Origin of the sequence: Vibrio gallicus (assembly GCF_024346875.1) — a bacterium.
Classification (GTDB): domain Bacteria; phylum Pseudomonadota; class Gammaproteobacteria; order Enterobacterales; family Vibrionaceae; genus Vibrio; species Vibrio gallicus.
The window spans coordinates 1,551,292-1,570,139 of the sequence record NZ_AP024871.1 but is presented as its reverse complement, the minus strand read 5'-3'; the positions used below and the strand labels follow the sequence as shown (position 1 = coordinate 1,570,139).

Genomic DNA, 18,848 nt, shown 5'->3' with positions numbered 1-18,848 from the left:
TATTGTTATATGGATATCTTCTTTTATAATCGGTTATATAATTTCTAATCTATTTGTTTATGTGTATACATATATTACCCTTGAGAGTGCCAGTTTTATTCAAATGGAGGAGTGGAGGAACCCATCACCAATAGACTCAATTTCTGGTTTAAATGATAATTTGCTAACTATATTTTCTAGGATCATTCATGATATTGTATATAGTGAGTTACGTTATGTTATTGTTGTTCTAATGATTGCAATCGTATTTTCTAAGAAGAAAATACCCCTATATGTTTATCTTTGGTCTGCCATTGTTTTTTCATCTTTTTATTTTAGTACTGTTTACCACGGAATATCCATAAGCCATCGAAGCTTATTAACTTCTTTTGTCTCTCTATTTTTGATATTTCTTTTTTTAGAATCGCCGTATAGGAAACTGTCATTGATATCATGCACTTTAATTTTAATAGTAATTAACTTTCATAAGGTAAATTGGTTTAAAGAAGTGACATCTTCGGTGGCTCATAGATTTGAAGATATTAGTCAAAACTTTGACAGAGCTGATGGTGAAGTTTATGTTCATTGGAATAAAAGTGAAGAAGACAAATTCTTCTTCGACAATAATGAACGACCTTATGGTATTGAAGGTATTAATATGTTTGGTTTGCGTCAGGTTCAGCCGTATCTTCGGCAGCAAGGGTTTTCTAAGGTTCATTTTTACCTCACGGATACTGAATATACTGGCGTTGTCCGTTCAGAACAGGTTCAAGGAGAGTTACATATCTATTTCGAGTGATATGTGCGTTCTAAAACTATCTTTTTGTTGTGCCGTGGTGACTCTACCAGCATCAATGGCTTATTACTTTTTAAGTTATTGATATAAAAGGTTGTGGGTGAGCGTGCTTTATAGGGTTATATCCTAAACCTACCGGATAGACTACAACCAGATAATTAATCACACTGTTGTTGGGCGTGCGTGCCAGTATGGCTGTATGTGGCGTTATCTGATACACCACTCATAGTTTGCACTGGCAGCGGTAATACGAGCAATTGGTACTCAGGAAAGGGTGCGTTACTGCGGTCGCTCACTTTAGTCACTGGGGTAATTATAATAATGCGGCTGCGCGGTGCTCGCGCTTTAAGTGCATAGGCGATGCCATCGCCATTATCAATATGAAACTTGCCCGCAATATGCATCACCCGTGAGTTTGAGTTCGCTTTTAAGTGTCTTGCAATACTTTCCGCCATGGTTTCATCCCACGCAACTTGAGCGGCGTAAAAGTTTTCTAGACGTGATTGCGGCATCCCCTGCATTGCAGTGAAAAACTGTCTCTTATAGGCCCTGTCTGAGGTATCTAATTGTTGAGCAACGTGAGACCTGTCTATCGGTGGTAATGTTTCTAGGTAACTCACCCCTTTTTGTCCAATACAACGCACAATTTCCCTTGGAGCATTAGCGGCAATAATTGCACGCTTAGCTGACTTTGCTTGCTCAACTAAAGCACGATAATCACTGGTGTAGTTTGGCCACGCTTTGGCATGAGCGATCAATGCTCGCTCACCAATTTCCCCATTTAGGTATTGATTTAGGGTGTTTTGAGCAGGCCGGCTGAACTGCTCCATTGATAAATCGGTATTAGGGTAGTGGGCGAGCAATGCTTGATAGATATCTGACTGAAAACGATGCACCGCAGAGTGTGAGTGCCATTCACCGACTAGGATGGTGTTGGATTGCGCGCTTGCATCTACCACTGTGCTTAGCTCTACGGGCGTCCCTGCCGGTGAAAATAGCTGATACTCAAAGTAAGTTACAGGCTTTGCCACTGATATTGAGCAGCAGCTCCAACTTAATATCGTGAGTATTCGTTTTTTCATCGTACTTTCCCCAAACCCAAAGTAATGGCTACGAGCTGTCAGATGGTTATAAGCATAGTACGATGTGATGTGAAGTTTGGTTTATCGTCATGTTTGATAAACCCAATGTGAGTATTGCTATAGCTGGGTAGTTCACTCACTTAAGGCGTTGTGATAACACGAAATGATGAAATCGGCTTCACATTTAAACTCGGGCATATCAGCAAGCTGCTGGCGCAGTTCGTCGTTTGCTTTCCATGCAAAAGGGGTCATCTGAAGCAGTGATAGCGCCTCAGCACCGCTTAGATCCATGGTGTAATGCAATGTACTTTGTTGTGACAAGGATAAGGTATGGAATTTTTCAGTTTCATCTTTATGGGGGCGAACCTCATCGTAGATGCGTTCTCTGAGTTGATATAAATGCCTTTCGCTTGGGGTTACAGAGACTAATTTGCCACCTGGTTTTAGGCAACGCAGTATCTCTTGTTCACTGCATGGTGCATAAACCTTAACAATGATATCCAGGCTGTTATCAGCAAAAGGGAGGCGATAGCTAGAAGCGACGCTAAATTGCGCTTGAGGGTATCGTTTAGCCGCATATCGCACTGCCACCTTAGAGATATCTAAACCATATACAGTGGTGTGTGTAGCCATTTTTGCACGGATCTGATCGGTGTAGTAGCCTTCGCCACAACCCAGATCAAGTAGTACGGTAGGCTCATCATCAGCGGTTAATTCACAAGCCACTTTGGCCAACTCTAATGCTAAATTTTGATAATGGTCAGTGCCTAAGAATTCACGGCGAGCTTGCATCATTTCCTTGCTATCACCGGGATTCTTTGAGTGTTTATGATTAGCAGGGAGGAGGTTTACATAGCCTTCTTTGGCGAGATCGAAACTATGTCGATTGTCACAGCTATAAGTACGCTCAGTTAGAGTCAAAGGGGCAGCGCAGATAGGGCAGATGTAGTGCATAGCAAACTCTTATAGTTACAATGCGCCTAGTATACGGATTTGCCAAGCATAGTTAAACGCTTGGCAATCTATTATCGGTTCTAGGGCTATTAACCAGCGGAGATAGTCGTTGATAGTGTATAGGTACCACCGGGTACTATCTCAGTACCAGATTCAAGGTCGGGCGCCCATTGGCACGCTTCGATGCATAGCATACCCTTGTAGCCGTCATCAGGCATGTCACCCATAGCTTGCGCACCTTGTGCCCATGGATTCCACAACACTGCTGAGTTAGCGCCGTGATTTTTCACGTTTAGCTGGCGCTCAAAGCCCTTATCTAAGAGTGTGATGCAATCTGATGGTTTGGTATAAACTCGATCAATAGTATCGCTTAGAGTCAGTACGTCACCGCCTTGGGTTAATGCACCACTATTTAAGCTATCGATATACTCATCACCCATACCGATAGTTTCAGTATTATGGATATCGGAAACATTAAGATAGGTATGAAGTGCACCAGAGAACTTCCACGCTTGCTCATCAAGGTTGTGCATCTTGAGTGAGACTTTTAATTCGTCACCAACCTCAATATCTAAAAACAATTCGAAGTGGTGTGGCCATATCTTGAACGTTTGTTCGGTAGTGGTGAGAGCTAGACGAAGCATCACGCCAGTTTCGTTTTCTCTGTGTTCAACCAGCTCCCATTCGCTAGTGCGGCAAAAGCCGTGGGCTGGGTTTGCCATTCGAGCAAACCAAGGCCAGCAAACAGGTATACCACCTCGAAGAGCTGTTTTACCATCGAATTTGGCCTCATCACTCATCCAGATAGCTTCTGGCTTTCCTTGTGGGATGAAAGAGAGCACGTGACCACCAAATAGTGATACAGCGCATTTGGCTTTAGGGTGCATTACTCGAACAATCTTTAGGTTGTCTTTTTGAGTCGTAGTAACGCAGTCAGATAGGGCGGTAACAGCAGGTAATTGATACAAATCCATTATTTCACCTTTATATAAAGCTAAAAAAGGCAGCTCGAAGGCTGCCTTTTGTATTCTTTAAACTAATACTTACTTAGAGATGTGTGAGATTAGGTCTAGAACTTTGTTTGAGTAACCGATTTCGTTGTCGTACCAAGATACAACTTTAACGAATTTGTCGTTCAGTGCGATACCAGCTTTAGCATCGAATACTGAAGTGCAAGTTTCGCCGATGAAGTCTTGAGAAACAACTGCGTCTTCAGTGTAACCAAGAACGCCAGCCATTTCGCCTTCAGAAGCTTCTTTCATTGCAGCACAGATAGCTTCGTAAGAAGCACCGTTAACTAGGTTAACAGTTAGGTCAACAACAGAAACGTTAGCAGTTGGTACGCGGAAAGCCATACCAGTTAGTTTGCCGTTTACTTCTGGAAGTACAACGCCTACAGCTTTAGCAGCACCAGTTGAAGATGGGATGATGTTTTGAGAAGCACCACGGCCACCGCGCCAGTCTTTAGCAGAAGGACCATCAACAGTTTTTTGAGTTGCTGTAGTAGCGTGAACTGTAGTCATAAGACCAGTTTCGATACCGAACTTGTCGTTAAGAACTTTAGCGATTGGCGCAAGGCAGTTAGTAGTACAAGAAGCGTTAGAAACGATATCTTGACCAGCGTAAGTGTCGAAGTTTACGCCGTTAACGAACATTGGAGTTGCGTCTTTAGAAGGACCAGTAAGAACAACTTTCTTAGCACCAGCAGTGATGTGCTTACGTGCAGTCTCGTCAGTTAGGAAAAGACCAGTTGCTTCAGCTACTACGTCAACACCGATAGCATCCCATTTAAGATCTTCAGGGTTACGCTCAGCAGTAACGCGTACAGTGTTACCATTTACGATTAGGTTACCGTCTTTAACTTCAACAGTGCCGTTGAAACGACCGTGAGTTGAATCGTATTTTAGCATGTAAGCCATGTAATCTACGTCGATTAGGTCGTTAATACCTACTACTTCGATGTCGTTACGTTCTTGAGCTGCACGGAATACGAAACGGCCGATACGGCCAAAACCGTTAATACCTACTTTGATAGTCATTATAGTTGCTCCACAACTTATTTTAGATTAATTATAAACTGGTAGTAAAGTTACAAAACCCAGTTTCCAACCGCAATAGATAATCGTGATTATTTTGTTCAATGTCAAAAAAAAATCGTTAATGAATACCAATCGGATGAATTATATGCGCTTTCAAGGTGAAATATTCACCACATACATATTGCGCAACAAATTTCTATAACTTGCTTCGCAAACTTGTAGCAGCTTCATATAAGTGCGACAAAGTATGTGCTACAACCAGACACTAGGCAAGCACAAAATCAGCAATCATAGGTCATCTAAATAAAACGGTTATGAACAATAAAATAAAAAGCGATTCGCAATGGAAAGAACAGTTATCTGCGGAGCAGTATCGTGTATGTCGTGAGCAGGGTACGGAAGCCCCTTTTAGTGGCCAGCTCTTGCATAACAGGGAAACCGGCGACTATCGATGCACTTGTTGCAATGCATTATTGTTTAACTCTGATAGTAAATATGATTCAGGCTGTGGCTGGCCTAGCTTTGATGCGCCGATCAATAAAGATGCGATTAAATACGTCGAAGACCATTCACATGGAATGCAACGAATTGAGATAAGGTGTGCCAACTGTGAGAGTCACCTTGGGCATGTTTTCTCAGACGGTCCACAGTCTACGGGGGAGCGCTATTGTGTTAACTCCATTTCATTAAAATTCAACAATGAGAAAATTTGTAAGCAAGGGTAAAAGTCTTACGTTATTTAATTACAAACCCTCATAGAGAGATGTGAAATGAATCAAAAGTTAGCAAATATAGATGATATGGTAAAAGCGATTACTCCAGTAGCTTATGAGCGATTGCTCTATGTTGTGGAAACTGGACGTTGGCCTGAGGGAGAGGTGGTGCCTGAGCAGCAGCGAGCATACTGTCAGCAAGCAGTAATGTTATATCAACAAAAACATAACCATGATGCACAACATATGACCATTGATACGCAAGGTGAAATTGCTTTTAAATCCAAGTCAGAGTTAAAGCGCCAGTTTATAGAAACGCCGATAACCAAAATGAAGGTGTAAATACCCTAAACTCTCGTTACAGGGTGATGCGCGTAAGCTACACAAATTATCCCGGATAGCGACTTTGCACATTCCGGGACAACCAATATCTGTGTTACTGAACCATCAACTTCAACTGTCAACTACAAGCTCATTTCACCGCGTAGAACCTGTTGCATTTCAGCTTTTATTTCTTCATAACTAAGCTGTTTACTCAATAGATGATGAAGCTTGGCCAGTGCCGCCTCGTGAGTCATGTCATAGCCACTTATTACTCCGGAATCAGCTAGCGCACATCCGGTAGCATACCCCCCCATGTTAACCTTACCCGCAAGGCATTGCGTCAAGTTAACAACGATAACACCGCGTTCTGAAGCTTCTTTTAGGTGAGCCAGTAACTCTGGATTTTGCGGGGCATTTCCAACGCCAAAGGTCAATAAGATCATCGCATTGACGGGTTGACGCAATGTATTGCGAATCACCTCGTGTGAGATCCCCGGGTACATGGTAATTACACCAATAGGTTGTGGCGTAATAGGGTGAACCTTAAACTCCCCAGCAGGTTTTTTATTCACCTCTGCAATTGAGCTAACTTGGATGTTGATGCCAGCTTCTAACAATGGAGGAAGGTTTGGGGAGGTAAAGGCGGAAAACCCATCGGCGTGTGATTTAGTACTGCGGTTGCCGCGCATCAGTTGATTGTTGAAAAACAGGGTCACTTCATTGATAGGGTAGTTTGCCGCAATGTGCAGCGCATTAAGCAGGTTGGCTTGGCCATCTGAGCGCAATTCTGCCAATGGGATCTGTGAGCCGGTCACAATTACAGGCTTACTCAGGTTTTCAAACATGAATGATAACGCTGAAGCGGTATAAGCCATGGTATCGGTGCCGTGCAAAATAACAAAGCCATCGTATAGGTCATAATTGGCTTTGATATCATCGGCAATTTGTTGCCAGTCCGCAGGAGACATATCTGAAGAATCGATCAGCGGTGCATATTCATGGATAGTGTACTGTGGCATTTCTGGGCGATTAAACTCAGGCATGGCAGCTAACTGTGATTCCATGAACCCAGCAACAGGTACATAGCCATGGTCTGACTTCTGCATGCCAATAGTACCGCCGGTATAGGCGATGTAGATGTGTTTACGTGGCTGTTGTGCGGGCATAGATATATTACGGAAAAGAATTTGTGCCGCAGTATATACCTAACTTAACCTCGGATAAATGATGATTGATTGTTCTATGAGTTAGTACAAAAAAGCCCAGCCAATGGCTGGGCATAGTTATTAATAGTTGAAGGTGATCATTCCACCTGACAAGGTAGGCAGAGAGTGTAGTACCCATTCGGATCATTAAACTGACTGACCAAGCTCATGTCTTCATGCATTTGAGTGGCAATTGGCATTAAAGATTGAGGCACAAGGCTTTGCATATCTAATCCAGCGCTAACCACTAAACGCTTGCTAAAATCACGCAGTAAGCGTTGCGCAGGAGTCAGCGGTTTTTGTAGCCAGTTGAGTTGGTAGTCATCAATCTTAGCTAATGATGCTGCGCCATTGATGGCGTCATCAAAGTCACCGATTTTATCAACTAAACCCCTTTCTAAAGCGTCTTTACCAGTCCAGACTCGTCCTTCAGCAACTTTTTCTACCTGTTGCGGTTCAAGTCCACGGCTGCTTGCTACTAAGCCTGTAAAGCGATGATAACCGTTTTCAATACCCAGTTGCATCGCTTGCTTGGTAACATCGTTTAGACCGCTCATGCCACCGACACCAGAAAACGGAGAGGTACCAATTCCATCAGCATGCACACCGTATTTGTTAAGGCCTTTTTCAAAGGTAGTTACTACGCTGAATATTCCTATCGAGCCAGTTAGAGTCGTCGGTTGGGCATATATCTGATCCGCTGATGCAGAGATCCAGTAGCCACCCGATGCCGCAAGGCTAGACATTGAGACTACTACAGGGCGGTCAGTTTTCTTGAATGCCAGCAGCTCTTCACGAATGACCTCAGACGCAAATGCACTTCCCCCAGGGCTGTCAACACGAAGTACCAAGGCTTTCACCTTATCGTTTAAACGCGCTTTACGAATCAGCGCTGCGGTAGTATCTCCACCGACGTTTTTACCCTGCTGTTTACCATCCATGATAGCGCCACTTGCAACCACTACCGCAATTTGATCTTGCGCAGTTGAAGGGGGCGTAATGACTTCATCACGATACTCGTAGTAGCTAACCGCGTTGTAGCCTTTTTTATCACTGCCACCAAACTTCTCAATTAAGGCTTGATTGACTTGATATCGGCTGGCTAAAGTATCGACTAGCCCTAACTGAAGTGCCAGTTTAGAAAGGCTGCCATCGGCCTTTTTGAAGTCTTGAATAAAAGAGTCAGCAGTAGGGTTTAATACCTTGCTGTCAATCTCTCTGTTTTGCGCAACGTCGCTCACATACGCGCCCCAAAGCTGCTTGAGCCATACAGTGGCAGCTTCTTTAGCGGGTGCCGACATGTCATTACGGGTAAAAGGCTCAACCGCTGATTTGTAAGTACCTACTTTAAAGACATGGGTGTTGATATCTAAATTATCTAACAACTCTTTGTAATATAGCGAGTATGAGCTGTAGCCACGCAGCATGACACCGCCATCTGGTGACAGGTATACCTTGTCCGCATAACTTGCTAGATAATATTGACTTTGATTATAGGAATCGCCTACCGCAATAACGGGTTTACCCGATGCCTTAAACTCATTGATAGCCTTTGCGATGTATCTGAGTTTAGTCAGATTAGTTTCCGGCATATTCTTAAGGCTAAGTACTAAACCAGATACATTGTCATCGGTAGTGGCGTGTCTTAGCGCATCAACGATATCGAATAACACGTTTTCACGACGTTTTTCTTGGCCCAATAGCGATTCTGTTAGTGAATCCATTGGGTTTTCAAAGCTACGTTGTTCAACGATTGGCCCCGATAGGTTAAGTACTAGTGCTTCTGGCACCTTTGTTTCAGGTGTTGGTTCTGGCGTGTCTCCAGTGGAGAAGCTGAAATATAAAATGGCAATGGCTGCGAAAAACAGCAAATTGGTGAGAGCGAGACGGATGAATGTGATTGTCTTCCAAATGCCCTTGAATATTTTGCCAATAAAGCGAAATACTGTCTTCATAATTTACCCGTCATGTTCCTTTTAGAGCTCAATAAACCCAAATTTCGACTCAGCCAAACTGGCCCAGACTAGGCTATGGGTATAACGCCTATGTGTTGCGGTACGAGGAACCCCAAGCCGCCCATTGTATTGCACAGCGGCGCATTACAAAAGAGTTCAATAAAATCATAGGTCTATACCTAAGCTCCTACAACTTATCTGCACAATATTTTATCGATAGGAAGTAATGACCCTTGTTGCATTGATGTAAAAATCGAGTTGCCATATTGTGCGCGTGCATTTATTGTGGTCTGACCAGAATTGGATATAGGAAGGGAAATTCTATGTACTCTCATTTACTACAGCCTTTAGATCTAGGATTTACACAATTACGCAATCGCGTATTGATGGGCTCTATGCATACCGGTCTTGAAGACAGCCCCACCGGCCTAGCTAAACTTGCTGCTTTCTATGAGGCGCGAGCTAAAGGAGGGGTAGGATTGATTGTTACCGGTGGATTCTCTCCCAATCTAAGAGGACGTTTATATCCAACTGCAGCCCAATTCAGTCGCACTAAACATGCCCAATCGCACAAGATAATTACCCATGCAGTACATAAATATGACTCCAAAATATGTCTGCAATTATTACATGCGGGGCGCTATGGATATCACCCGTTAGCCCAAAGTTCGACGCCAGCTAAGGCGCCAATTGCGCGCTTTGCTCCTAGTGAAATGAGCTCTAAACAGGTATTAAGTACCATCAAAGACTTCGCTAACAGTGCTGAGTTAGCTAAGCAGGCAGGATACGATGGTGTGGAATTGATGGGGTCAGAGGGGTATTTGATCAATCAGTTTATATGCCAGCGCACCAATCAACGTGATGATGAATGGGGTGGAGATTATCAAAACCGTAAGCGCTTTGCTGTGGCAGTTGTGAATGCCGTGCGAGAAAGAGTGGGTAGCGATTTTATTATTATCTTCCGCCTATCAATGCTGGATCTGGTGGAAGAAGGCAGTACCTTAGATGAGGTCATTGATCTTGCCAAAGACCTTGAGCAAGCCGGTGTGACAATTATAAATACTGGCATTGGTTGGCACGAAGCGCGCATTCCAACTATAGCGACTTCCGTTCCTAGAGGCGCGTTTACCTGGGTTACTGAAAAGGTGAAGCCTCACGTGAATATCCCCGTGGTGACCACCAATCGGATCAATAACCCGCAGCAGGCAAACGAGATTATCTCGTCAGGCAAGGCTGATATGGTATCGATGGCTCGCCCGTTTTTAGCTGATCCTGATTTTATAATTAAGTCGCAAAATGACCAAGCGCACCTGATCAATACCTGTGTTGGATGTAATCAGGCCTGTTTAGATAATGCGTTTCGAGGTCTTAGAGCCAGTTGTATGGTAAATCCTCAGGCTTGCTATGAAACCGAGCGTGTTATTACGCCAGCAGAGCAGAGTAAGCGTGTGGCGGTAGTGGGGGCAGGGCCTGCAGGATTAAGCGCCGCATTGTATTGTGCTAAACGTGGACACAAGGTCGACCTTATTGAGAAAAGTGACCGAATTGGTGGACAGTTCCGCCTTGCGTTACAAATCCCGGGTAAAGAAGAATTTAGAGAAACTATCCGCTACTTTGCTAATCAACTCTCAGAACATGGTGTAAATGTACTGCTGAATATGGAAGCCAATGAGCAGATCCTAGATGAGTATGATGAGGTGGTGATGGCAAGTGGCGTACTGCCGCGTGAGGTCAACATTGACAATGATGGTCAGGGCCCGAAAGTCTATGACTATCAAACCGTAATTCGCGATAAAACCTATCTAGGCGAAAAAGTTGCCATTATAGGTGCTGGTGGCGTCGGGGTAGATCTCGCATCAATGCTTACCGAGCCGAGCGAGCACTCGTTAGAGGCGTGGTTACATGAATGGGGCATAGATAAAGAGTACCAACATGCCGGCGGTTTATACCCTTTCCCTGAGATAAGATCGCTAACCGAGGTATGGTTATTAAAACGTAAACCTGGCGTGGTGGGTAAAGGCCCTGGAAAAACCACAGGCTGGATTCACAAAGCAACCCTAAATAAAAGAGGCGTTCACCTTTGTTCAGGTGTCAGTTATGACAAAATTGACGGTCAAGGATTGCACATTACGGTTAATGGTACGCCACAGATCCTTGATGTGGACAGCGTTGTTATTTGCGCAGGTCAGGTCTCACAACGCCCGTTTGAGTCATCATGGCAAGAACATAAGGTGCATGTGATCGGTGGAGCAGATCACGCTGGAGAACTCGATGCAGTACGTGCGATACAGCAAGGTTTTGAGATCGCAACTCAGATTTAAGAGATTTGAGAATCATTTGCATATAGAATTTGTTTAAAAGTTGTATGAGATTCTAAGGATTGTAAATGGATGCCCTAGACCTATTACTAAACCGTCGCTCAATCGCTAAGCTCTCAGGACCGGCGCCGAGTGGTTTAGCTCTGGAAAATATAATAAAAGCGGGATTGCGCGCCCCAGATCATGGTGGACTTACCCCTTGGCGATTTGTAATTAGCGAAGGTCGAGGTTTAGTTAAACTTGCCGATATCTTGGTAAATGCTGCGCAACAAGCGGATGCCGAAAAGGCAGTGGTTGATAAACTATCTACGGCGCCATTTAGAGCACCTATGGTGATCACTGTCATTGCAAAAACTAAGGTGCATCCTAAAGTGCCTGAGTTTGAGCAGCACCTATCTGCTGGTTGCGCGGTACAGGCGATGCAGATGGCGGCTGTTGCACAGGGCTATCAGGGATTTTGGCGCTCCGGTAACTGGATGTTTGATCACAATGTCGAGCAAGCATTTGGGTTGCAAGGTAATGATAAAATCGTCGGTTTCTTGTATTTAGGGACTGCACAATGTACCCCAGCTAAGGTTCCGGAGCGGGATATTTCAAAGTTCGTTGAATATTTGTAGTGGATCATGGATACTGTATAAATTGACAGTGTCCATTTTTTATTACTATGTCCAGACTCTTCATCGCTGAAAAACCAAGTTTAGGCCGTGCGATTGCGGCAGGTCTTCCCAAGCCACATAAAAACCAACAAGGGTTTATAGAATGTGGTAACGGTGACGTTGTGACTTGGTGTATCGGGCACCTGCTAGAGCAGGTAATGCCTGAAGAATATGATGAACGCTATAAGAGCTGGTCTATGGACCATCTGCCTATCGTTCCGGATACGTGGAAACTCAAGCCTAGAAAATCCGCTTCAAAGCAGCTTACGGTGGTAAAAAAACTTACCAAACAACACCAACAGCTTATCCATGCCGGTGACCCTGATAGGGAGGGGCAGCTCCTAGTCGATGAGGTGATTGATTATTGTAAGGTTTCAAAGCAAACAAAGCAGGCGATGCAACGCCTTTTAGTTAGTGACCTTAACCTATCAGCAGTAAAAAAATCATTAACTCAGATGCAATCCAATTCTGGATTTATTCCGTTATCAGTTTCGGCCCTTGCGCGTTCAAGAGCGGATTGGTTGTATGGAATGAACATGTCTCGAGCTTATACATTACTTGGTAAGCAGGCTGGTTATAACGGCGTGTTGTCAGTTGGCCGAGTGCAGACCCCAATCCTTGGGTTGGTGGTTCGCCGTGATAGAGAAATTGAAGCCTTTGTACCGCGAGACTTTTATGTTTTAGAGGCATTAATCCCATATCAACAGCAGGATTTGGCGCAGGATATTATTGCTCGCTGGGTGCCAAGTGAGGCGTGTCAAAAATGGCAAGATGAAGATGGACGCGTACTGAGCCGAGCTTTGGCTGAAAATGTGGCCAATCGAATTAAAGCTCAACCTGCTGAAGTTAAAGATTCTCAGCAAAAACAAACCAAGCAAAATGCACCCTTGCCATACTCCCTGAGTGCGCTTCAGATTGACGCATCAAAGCGTTTTAATATGAGTGCACAGATGGTATTAGATACCTGCCAATCTTTATATGAAAAGCATAAACTGATTACCTATCCACGTTCTGATTGTCGCTACTTACCCAAAGATCATTTTAAAGAAGCCACCTCGGTAACTCAGGCTATTCAACATGTAATTCCGGAGTTAGCTCAAGCCGTTAATCAGGCAGATCTTGGAATAAAAGGTAAAGCGTGGAATGACAACAAGGTAGAAGCTCACCATGCAATCATCCCAACGGCAAAAAGCTCAGCTTCATTATCAGCCAATGAAGCCAAGGTCTACCAATTAATTGCGACTCAGTATTTGATGCAGTTTTTTCCAGCGGCGGTATATGCAGAATCTAAACTCGAGTTTGAGATGGCTGGGGGCAAGTTTGTTGCTTCAGGGCGTGAACTCGTAGCTGCTGGTTGGCGAGTTTTGGTTAAATCATCAAATAAAAAACAAGGGGATATTCCCTTTGTGCCTGCTCTAAATAAAGGGCAGAGTTTAGTATGCCGTGAGGGCGTGATTACGGATAAAAAAACCGAGCCTCCTAAGCATTTTACTGAAGCGACCTTGTTGCAGGCGATGACGGGTATTGCGCGCTTTGTTCGCGATGACAGCCTTAAGAAAATTCTAAAAGAGACCGATGGTTTAGGAACCGAAGCAACTCGAGCTGGCATCTTGGATACGTTATTTAAACGCGGCTTACTAAGTAAAAGTGGTAAAGCGGTGTTAAGTACTAGCGCAGGTAAAGGATTGGTTGATGCCTTACCCGACATTGCGACCTACCCAGATATGACTGCTCATTGGGAGAGGCAATTGTTGGATATGAGTGAAAAGCGTCAAGCGTATTCACCGTTCATGCAGCAGCTACAATCCCAATTGAACGGCTTGATCTCAGAGGTGAAAAATGGTCCAGTCCCAGAATCATTGAAATCGCTACCTAAGGTAGACAAAAAACCGTTTCGAAAATTCAAAAAAGGGGCTAAATCAAAGCCCCAAACTAGGGGCTCTCGAGGAACAAAGGCTGCGCCAAAGCGTTAGCATCGGTTTGTTCAGCGGATCTTAGCAACTTACGCTGTTATTTCGGTTGAGCATCGATGCATAAGCCGTTGAGATCTTGTGATTGCTCGCTTATCAAATATAGATATAGAGGCATGATATCTAGCGGGGTTTTTAATTGCTCAGCATCTTCTGCAGGGTAGGCACTTGCTCGCATAGTAGTGCGAGTCGCACCGGGGTTAATAGCGTTAACCCTCACTGTGCTGTTGCTAAGCTCATCGGCAAGTAACTGCATCATGCCTTCGGTAGCAAACTTGGAAATTGCATAGCTACCCCAAAGTGCACGTCCATGGTGACCCACGGTGGAAGAGGTAAAAATAATGCGCCCTTTATCGGCTTTTTTTATTATAGGAAGAAGCGCCTGAGTCATTAAAAACTGCGCTTTAACATTGACTTGCATCACTTCATCAAAGGTGTCTTCTTCTATTTGGTCAAACTGGCTCAATATACCAAGCAATCCTGCGTTGTGGAGCACACCATCGAGCTTGCCATATTGCCCTTCAATGGTTTCCGCCATATCCACATAATGTTGTTTAGTGGCGCCCATCATATCAAGAGGAATAATGGCCGGTTGTACGCCGCCGGCTTGAATGATTTCGTCATAAGTTTGTTCAAGCTTTGTCACGGTACGGCCCAACAAAAGAACCTGAGCACCATGCTCAGCAAATGACAGTGCGGCTTGCTTACCAATGCCATCACCGGCGCCGGTAACGAGAATGGTTTTGTTGGTCAGTGCGTGTTTAGCAATCGAATAATCCACTGTTTAATTCCTTGTTGTGCGGTTTTTGATTTATCAGTTTCTTTATGCAGAGTACAATACCTCAATAAACTATTTCAGGGAGAAGACATTGGAATTTTTGTTAGATTACGGGCTATTTTTGGCCAAAATTGTTACTTTTGTCGCGGCAATTATTGTTGTATTAGTGATCACTAAATCAGCATCGGCGAAATCTTCAGCAAAAGGTACGCTTGAGGTCACCAACCTTTCAGAGCAACACCAACAAAATATTGAATTAATGGAACATCATCTGCATGACGAGGCTTTTATTAAAGCGCGTGATAAAGCAGAAAAGAAAAAGCAAAAACAAGAGACAAAGCAGCGTGATAAACAGATCAAGCAAGCTGCAAAAGAGGGCACGCTAGATAGTCAGCGTAAGCCGCATCTATTTGTTGTTGATTTTGTGGGTAGTATTGATGCCAAAGAAGTCACAAATCTACGTGAAGAAATCACTGCGATACTTGCGTGCACAAAACAAGGCGATGAGGTGTTAGTTCGTCTTGAATCTGGTGGTGGCATGGTGCATGGCTACGGCTTGGCAGCTTCTCAGTTAGACCGCCTTAAATCGGCCAATATTCCACTTACTATTGCAGTCGACAAGGTCGCGGCCAGTGGCGGATATATGATGGCTTGTGTAGCAGACAAAATTGTTAGCGCACCATTTGCCATTGTCGGCTCAATTGGTGTTATTGCGCAAATCCCAAATTTTAATAAGGTTCTTAAAAAGAATAATATTGAATTTGAACAACTTACCGCGGGTGAGTATAAGCGTACCTTAACTATGTTTGGCGAAAATACCGATAAAGCCCGCGAGAAGTTCAAACAAGAACTTGAAGAGACTCATGTGCTATTCAAAGACTTTATTGCTCAACGCCGCCCTGAACTTGAGCTTGAAAAAGTCGCCACAGGTGAGCATTGGTATGGCTCACAAGCTATCGAGCTTGGGCTTATCGATGAAGTGAAAACCTCCGATGATTTGGTTATCGAGGCATGCAAAGATAAAACCGTGTTAGCGGTGCATTATGTACAGAAGAAAAAACTGGCAGAGCGCTTTGGTAAATCAGCTGCAGAAGCTGCTGATAGCGTGTTGCTAAAATGGGTGCAACGTGGACAACGACCTATTGTTTAGGGCCAAGGCGTAACCCGTATTTGAGTTGAAGCGGGTCTATAGCATATATATGTGTAACGGGCAGTGATTATTGAGTGATCATCTGCCCGTATTTTGTTATTTACTCACTCAAATTACGCTGCATTTAGGTTTATGGTGATGATTCCAGTCGATAAATTGAGTGATATCTCATCAACAGGTGTTAAAGGCATATTTAGAGAAGCCTAACTGAGCAAAATAACCCGCTGCCAGGATGAATTTTATGCGTCCTTTTTCTCGCGAAACCTACTGTTTATCTCTATAATAGGCGCGCTCACAGTGACGTGACACCGATATCCTTCGATTGTCGAAAGGATAGGCCCAGCAGTCTGGGCACAGACCTACAAAAGTGGGTATATAAATAAAATCTGGAGTAAGTATGTCCTCAGAATCTCCTGTCGTTACCGTAGATGGCCCAAGTGGGGCAGGTAAAGGCACTTTATGTATGATGTTGGCTGAAAAGCTTGGTTATCAATTACTCGACTCTGGCGCGATTTACCGCGTGTTAGCGTTAGCTGCGATTCATCATGGCGTTGACATTGAGTCAGAAGATGCGTTGGTTCCGTTAGCAACACACCTTGATGTACAGTTCATCGCTAAAGGCGACTTGGTCCAGGTTGTCCTAGAAGGTGAAGATGTCTCGGCTGAGCTTCGTAAAGAAGAAACGGGTATGGCCGCATCTAAAGTTGCCGCTTTACCACGTGTTCGTGAGGCGTTGTTACGTCGTCAGCGTGCATTTAACATGGCACCGGGCCTGGTTGCCGATGGCCGTGATATGGGAACGGTTGTTTTCCCAACTGCAGCCGCAAAAATATTTCTAGATGCAAGTGCGCAGGAGCGAGCGAAAAGACGCTTTAAGCAGTTGCAAGACAAGGGTTTAGAGGTTAGTATTGACCACCTTTTGAGCGAGATCCAAGAAAGAGACGATAGAGATCGCAACCGTGCTGTTGCTCCTTTACGTCCCGCGGATGACGCTCTAGTGCTAGATTCTACGCAACTTTCAATTGAGGAAGTGGTAGAACAGGCACTAAAATATATTGAATCTAAATTGTCTTGAGTCCTATTTTAAGGTGACTTGAGGCATATGGAACGTTGGTCGCAAGGATGATGACTGGCGATTTTATCAACCCCCATGCGGTAGGATACCCGTGGACGTTAAATTATTGAAGATCTAATAATGACTGAATCTTTTGCTCAACTCTTTGAAGAGTTTCTAAACGAAACTGAATTCCAACAAGGTAGTATCGTTAAAGGTACTGTAGTAGCTATCGAGAACGGTTTCGTTCTTGTTGATGCTGGCCTTAAGTCTGAATCTGCGATCCCTGCAGAGCAATTCAAGAACGCTGCTGGCGAACTTGAAGTAGGCGCTGAAGTAGACGTAGCGCTAGACGCTGTTGAAGATGGTTTCGGTGAAACTCAACTTTCTCGTGAGAAAGCTAAGCGTCACGAAGCTTGGATTGTACTTGAGAAAGCTTACGAAGAAGCTGAAACTGTTGTTGGTATCATCAACGGTAAAGTTAAAGGCGGCTTCACTGTAGAACTAAACGGTATCCGTGCGTTCCTACCTGGTTCTCTTGTAGACGTACGTCCTATCCGTGACACTGCTCACCTTGAAAACAAAGAGCTAGAGTTCAAAGTTATCAAGCTAGACCAGAAGCGTAACAACGTTGTTGTTTCTCGTCGTGCTGTTATCGAATCTGAAAACAGTGTTGAGCGTGATGAGCTTCTTGAAACTCTGCAAGAAGGTAGCGAAGTTAAAGGTATCGTTAAGAACCTTACTGACTACGGTGCATTCGTTGACCTTGGTGGCGTAGACGGCCTACTTCACATCACTGATATGGCTTGGAAGCGTGTTAAGCACCCATCTGAGATCGTAAACGTTGGTGACGAGATCCAAGTTAAAGTTCTTAAGTTCGATCGTGAGCGTACTCGCGTATCTCTAGGTCTTAAGCAACTTGGCGAAGATCCATGGGTAGCTATCGCTAAGCGTTACCCAGAAGGTCACAAACTGACTGGTCGCGTTACTAACCTAACTGATTACGGCTGCTTCGTAGAAATCGAAGAAGGCGTTGAAGGTCTAGTACACGTTTCTGAAATGGATTGGACTAACAAGAACATCCACCCTTCTAAAGTTGTTAATGTAGGCGACGAAGTTGAGGTTATGGTTCTTGAGATTGACGAAGAACGTCGTCGTATCTCTCTAGGTCTGAAACAGTGTAAAGCTAACCCTTGGCAGTCATTCGCTGAAGCGCAAGCTAAAGGCGATAAAGTAACTGGTAAGATCAAGTCTATCACTGACTTCGGTATCTTCATCGGTCTTGAAGGCGGCATCGACGGTCTAGTTCACCTATCTGACATTTCTTGGAATGTTACTGGTGAAGAAGCAGTTCGCGAATTCAAGAAAGGCGACGAAATCTCTGCAGTAGTTCTAGCAGTAGATGCAGAGCGTGAGCGTATTTCTCTTGGCGTTAAGCAAATGGAAAACGACCCGTTCAACAACTACTTAGCTGATAACAAGAAAGGTACTCTAGTTAACGGTACTGTTTCTGCAGTAGACGCAAAAGGTGCTACAATTGAACTTGTAGACGGCGTTGAAGGTTACATCCGTGCTTCTGAAGTATCTCGTGACCGTATTGAAGATGCGTCTCTAATCCTAAGCGTTGGCGATAGCGTTGAAGCTAAGTTCACCGGTGTAGACCGTAAGAACCGCGTAATCAACCTATCTATCAAAGCTAAAGATCAAGCGGAAGAGCAAGAAGCTATGGCTTCACTGAACAAGCAAGATGAGTCTTCGTTCGGTTCTGCAATGGCTGATGCATTCAAGGCTGCGAAAGGCGAATAATTACTTATTCATTAAGTAATCGCTAAGAGGGAGCCGTTAGGCTCCCTTTTTTTATTATTAAAAGAGGGA

General features: G+C 44.2%; 16 protein-coding genes. 9 read left to right on the top strand and 7 right to left on the bottom strand.

Features of this window, described 5'->3' with window-relative positions; all coding sequences use genetic code 11:
- The first annotated feature begins 499 nt into the window (after positions 1-499).
- Entirely contained in the window at positions 500-778 is a 279-nt protein-coding gene (locus OCU28_RS07220; protein ID WP_261815541.1) for a hypothetical protein, read from the top strand.
- A gap of 155 nt (positions 779-933) precedes the next feature.
- Here the strand turns inward: OCU28_RS07220 and OCU28_RS07215 are convergent, their stop codons facing one another.
- The 4 genes from OCU28_RS07215 to gap all read right to left on the bottom strand — a co-directional run bounded on the left by OCU28_RS07215 (position 934) and on the right by gap (position 4,850).
- Positions 934-1,857 carry a ChaN family lipoprotein gene (locus OCU28_RS07215; RefSeq protein ID WP_261815540.1) on the bottom strand — a complete coding sequence of 308 codons (924 nt, stop codon included), beginning with the start codon at positions 1,855-1,857 and terminating at the stop codon, positions 934-936.
- Between the two features lie 132 nt (positions 1,858-1,989).
- On the bottom strand, positions 1,990-2,811 hold the full coding sequence (gene rlmA, locus OCU28_RS07210) for a 23S rRNA (guanine(745)-N(1))-methyltransferase (RefSeq protein ID WP_261815539.1): 822 nt from the start codon (positions 2,809-2,811) through the stop codon (positions 1,990-1,992).
- An 89-nt stretch (positions 2,812-2,900) separates the two neighbouring features.
- On the bottom strand, positions 2,901-3,785 hold the full coding sequence (locus OCU28_RS07205) for a D-hexose-6-phosphate mutarotase (RefSeq protein WP_261815538.1): 885 nt from the start codon (positions 3,783-3,785) through the stop codon (positions 2,901-2,903).
- Positions 3,786-3,854: 69 nt separating this feature from the next.
- Positions 3,855-4,850: a type I glyceraldehyde-3-phosphate dehydrogenase gene (gene gap, locus OCU28_RS07200; protein WP_261815537.1), complete on the bottom strand. Its 996-nt coding sequence runs from the start codon at positions 4,848-4,850 to the stop codon at positions 3,855-3,857.
- Between the two features lie 314 nt (positions 4,851-5,164).
- Between gap and msrB the strand changes: the two genes are divergently transcribed.
- Entirely contained in the window at positions 5,165-5,575 is a 411-nt protein-coding gene (gene msrB, locus OCU28_RS07195; protein WP_261815536.1) for a peptide-methionine (R)-S-oxide reductase MsrB, read from the top strand.
- A gap of 45 nt (positions 5,576-5,620) precedes the next feature.
- The gene (locus tag OCU28_RS07190; protein ID WP_261815535.1) at positions 5,621-5,905 is read left to right on the top strand and encodes a YeaC family protein; all 285 of its coding nucleotides are present in this window, start codon (positions 5,621-5,623) and stop codon (positions 5,903-5,905) included.
- A gap of 122 nt (positions 5,906-6,027) precedes the next feature.
- Here OCU28_RS07190 and ansA read toward each other — a convergent pair whose 3' ends face one another.
- Positions 6,028-7,053, bottom strand: coding sequence for an asparaginase (gene ansA / locus OCU28_RS07185; RefSeq protein ID WP_261815534.1), 1,026 nt, complete (start codon positions 7,051-7,053; stop codon positions 6,028-6,030).
- A 137-nt stretch (positions 7,054-7,190) separates the two neighbouring features.
- Entirely contained in the window at positions 7,191-9,047 is a 1,857-nt protein-coding gene (gene sppA / locus OCU28_RS07180) for a signal peptide peptidase SppA (RefSeq protein WP_261815533.1), read from the bottom strand.
- Between the two features lie 323 nt (positions 9,048-9,370).
- On the opposite strand from sppA, the gene OCU28_RS07175 reads away from it, so the two are divergent.
- The 3 genes from OCU28_RS07175 (at position 9,371) to OCU28_RS07165 (ending at position 13,994) form a co-directional block, all read left to right on the top strand.
- Positions 9,371-11,368, top strand: coding sequence for an NADPH-dependent 2,4-dienoyl-CoA reductase (locus OCU28_RS07175; RefSeq protein ID WP_261815532.1), 1,998 nt, complete (start codon positions 9,371-9,373; stop codon positions 11,366-11,368).
- A gap of 65 nt (positions 11,369-11,433) precedes the next feature.
- On the top strand, positions 11,434-11,982 hold the full coding sequence (locus OCU28_RS07170; RefSeq protein ID WP_261815531.1) for an NAD(P)H nitroreductase: 549 nt from the start codon (positions 11,434-11,436) through the stop codon (positions 11,980-11,982).
- Between the two features lie 47 nt (positions 11,983-12,029).
- Positions 12,030-13,994, top strand: coding sequence for a DNA topoisomerase III (locus OCU28_RS07165; RefSeq protein ID WP_261815530.1), 1,965 nt, complete (start codon positions 12,030-12,032; stop codon positions 13,992-13,994).
- A gap of 37 nt (positions 13,995-14,031) precedes the next feature.
- Here the strand turns inward: OCU28_RS07165 and OCU28_RS07160 are convergent, their stop codons facing one another.
- Complete coding sequence (locus OCU28_RS07160) at positions 14,032-14,772, bottom strand: YciK family oxidoreductase (RefSeq protein WP_261815529.1); 741 nt, start codon at positions 14,770-14,772, stop codon at positions 14,032-14,034.
- Positions 14,773-14,860: 88 nt separating this feature from the next.
- Here OCU28_RS07160 and sohB point away from each other — a divergent pair, with 88 nt between their 5' ends.
- The 3 genes from sohB (at position 14,861) to rpsA (ending at position 18,779) form a co-directional block, all read left to right on the top strand.
- Positions 14,861-15,919: a protease SohB gene (gene sohB, locus OCU28_RS07155; RefSeq protein ID WP_261815528.1), complete on the top strand. Its 1,059-nt coding sequence runs from the start codon at positions 14,861-14,863 to the stop codon at positions 15,917-15,919.
- Between the two features lie 397 nt (positions 15,920-16,316).
- Positions 16,317-16,994 carry a (d)CMP kinase gene (cmk, locus tag OCU28_RS07150; protein ID WP_261815527.1) on the top strand — a complete coding sequence of 226 codons (678 nt, stop codon included), beginning with the start codon at positions 16,317-16,319 and terminating at the stop codon, positions 16,992-16,994.
- A 120-nt stretch (positions 16,995-17,114) separates the two neighbouring features.
- Positions 17,115-18,779 carry a 30S ribosomal protein S1 gene (rpsA, locus tag OCU28_RS07145; protein ID WP_261815526.1) on the top strand — a complete coding sequence of 555 codons (1,665 nt, stop codon included), beginning with the start codon at positions 17,115-17,117 and terminating at the stop codon, positions 18,777-18,779.
- Positions 18,780-18,848 lie beyond the last annotated feature (69 nt).

Excerpts from the sequence above, each read along its gene's own strand:
- gap (WP_261815537.1), bottom strand. The coding sequence starts at position 4,850 with ATGACTATCAAAGTAGGTATTAACGGTTTTGGCCGTATCGGCCGTTTC.
- OCU28_RS07175 (WP_261815532.1), top strand. The coding sequence starts at position 9,371 with ATGTACTCTCATTTACTACAGCCTTTAGATCTAGGATTTACACAATTA.
- OCU28_RS07215 (WP_261815540.1), bottom strand. The coding sequence starts at position 1,857 with ATGAAAAAACGAATACTCACGATATTAAGTTGGAGCTGCTGCTCAATA.
- OCU28_RS07165 (WP_261815530.1), top strand. The coding sequence starts at position 12,030 with ATGTCCAGACTCTTCATCGCTGAAAAACCAAGTTTAGGCCGTGCGATT.
- OCU28_RS07190 (WP_261815535.1), top strand. The coding sequence starts at position 5,621 with ATGAATCAAAAGTTAGCAAATATAGATGATATGGTAAAAGCGATTACT.
- rpsA (WP_261815526.1), top strand. The coding sequence starts at position 17,115 with ATGACTGAATCTTTTGCTCAACTCTTTGAAGAGTTTCTAAACGAAACT.
- sppA (WP_261815533.1), bottom strand. The coding sequence starts at position 9,047 with ATGAAGACAGTATTTCGCTTTATTGGCAAAATATTCAAGGGCATTTGG.
- ansA (WP_261815534.1), bottom strand. The coding sequence starts at position 7,053 with ATGCCCGCACAACAGCCACGTAAACACATCTACATCGCCTATACCGGC.
- cmk (WP_261815527.1), top strand. The coding sequence starts at position 16,317 with ATGTCCTCAGAATCTCCTGTCGTTACCGTAGATGGCCCAAGTGGGGCA.
- msrB (WP_261815536.1), top strand. The coding sequence starts at position 5,165 with ATGAACAATAAAATAAAAAGCGATTCGCAATGGAAAGAACAGTTATCT.
- OCU28_RS07205 (WP_261815538.1), bottom strand. The coding sequence starts at position 3,785 with ATGGATTTGTATCAATTACCTGCTGTTACCGCCCTATCTGACTGCGTT.
- OCU28_RS07170 (WP_261815531.1), top strand. The coding sequence starts at position 11,434 with ATGGATGCCCTAGACCTATTACTAAACCGTCGCTCAATCGCTAAGCTC.
- rlmA (WP_261815539.1), bottom strand. The coding sequence starts at position 2,811 with ATGCACTACATCTGCCCTATCTGCGCTGCCCCTTTGACTCTAACTGAG.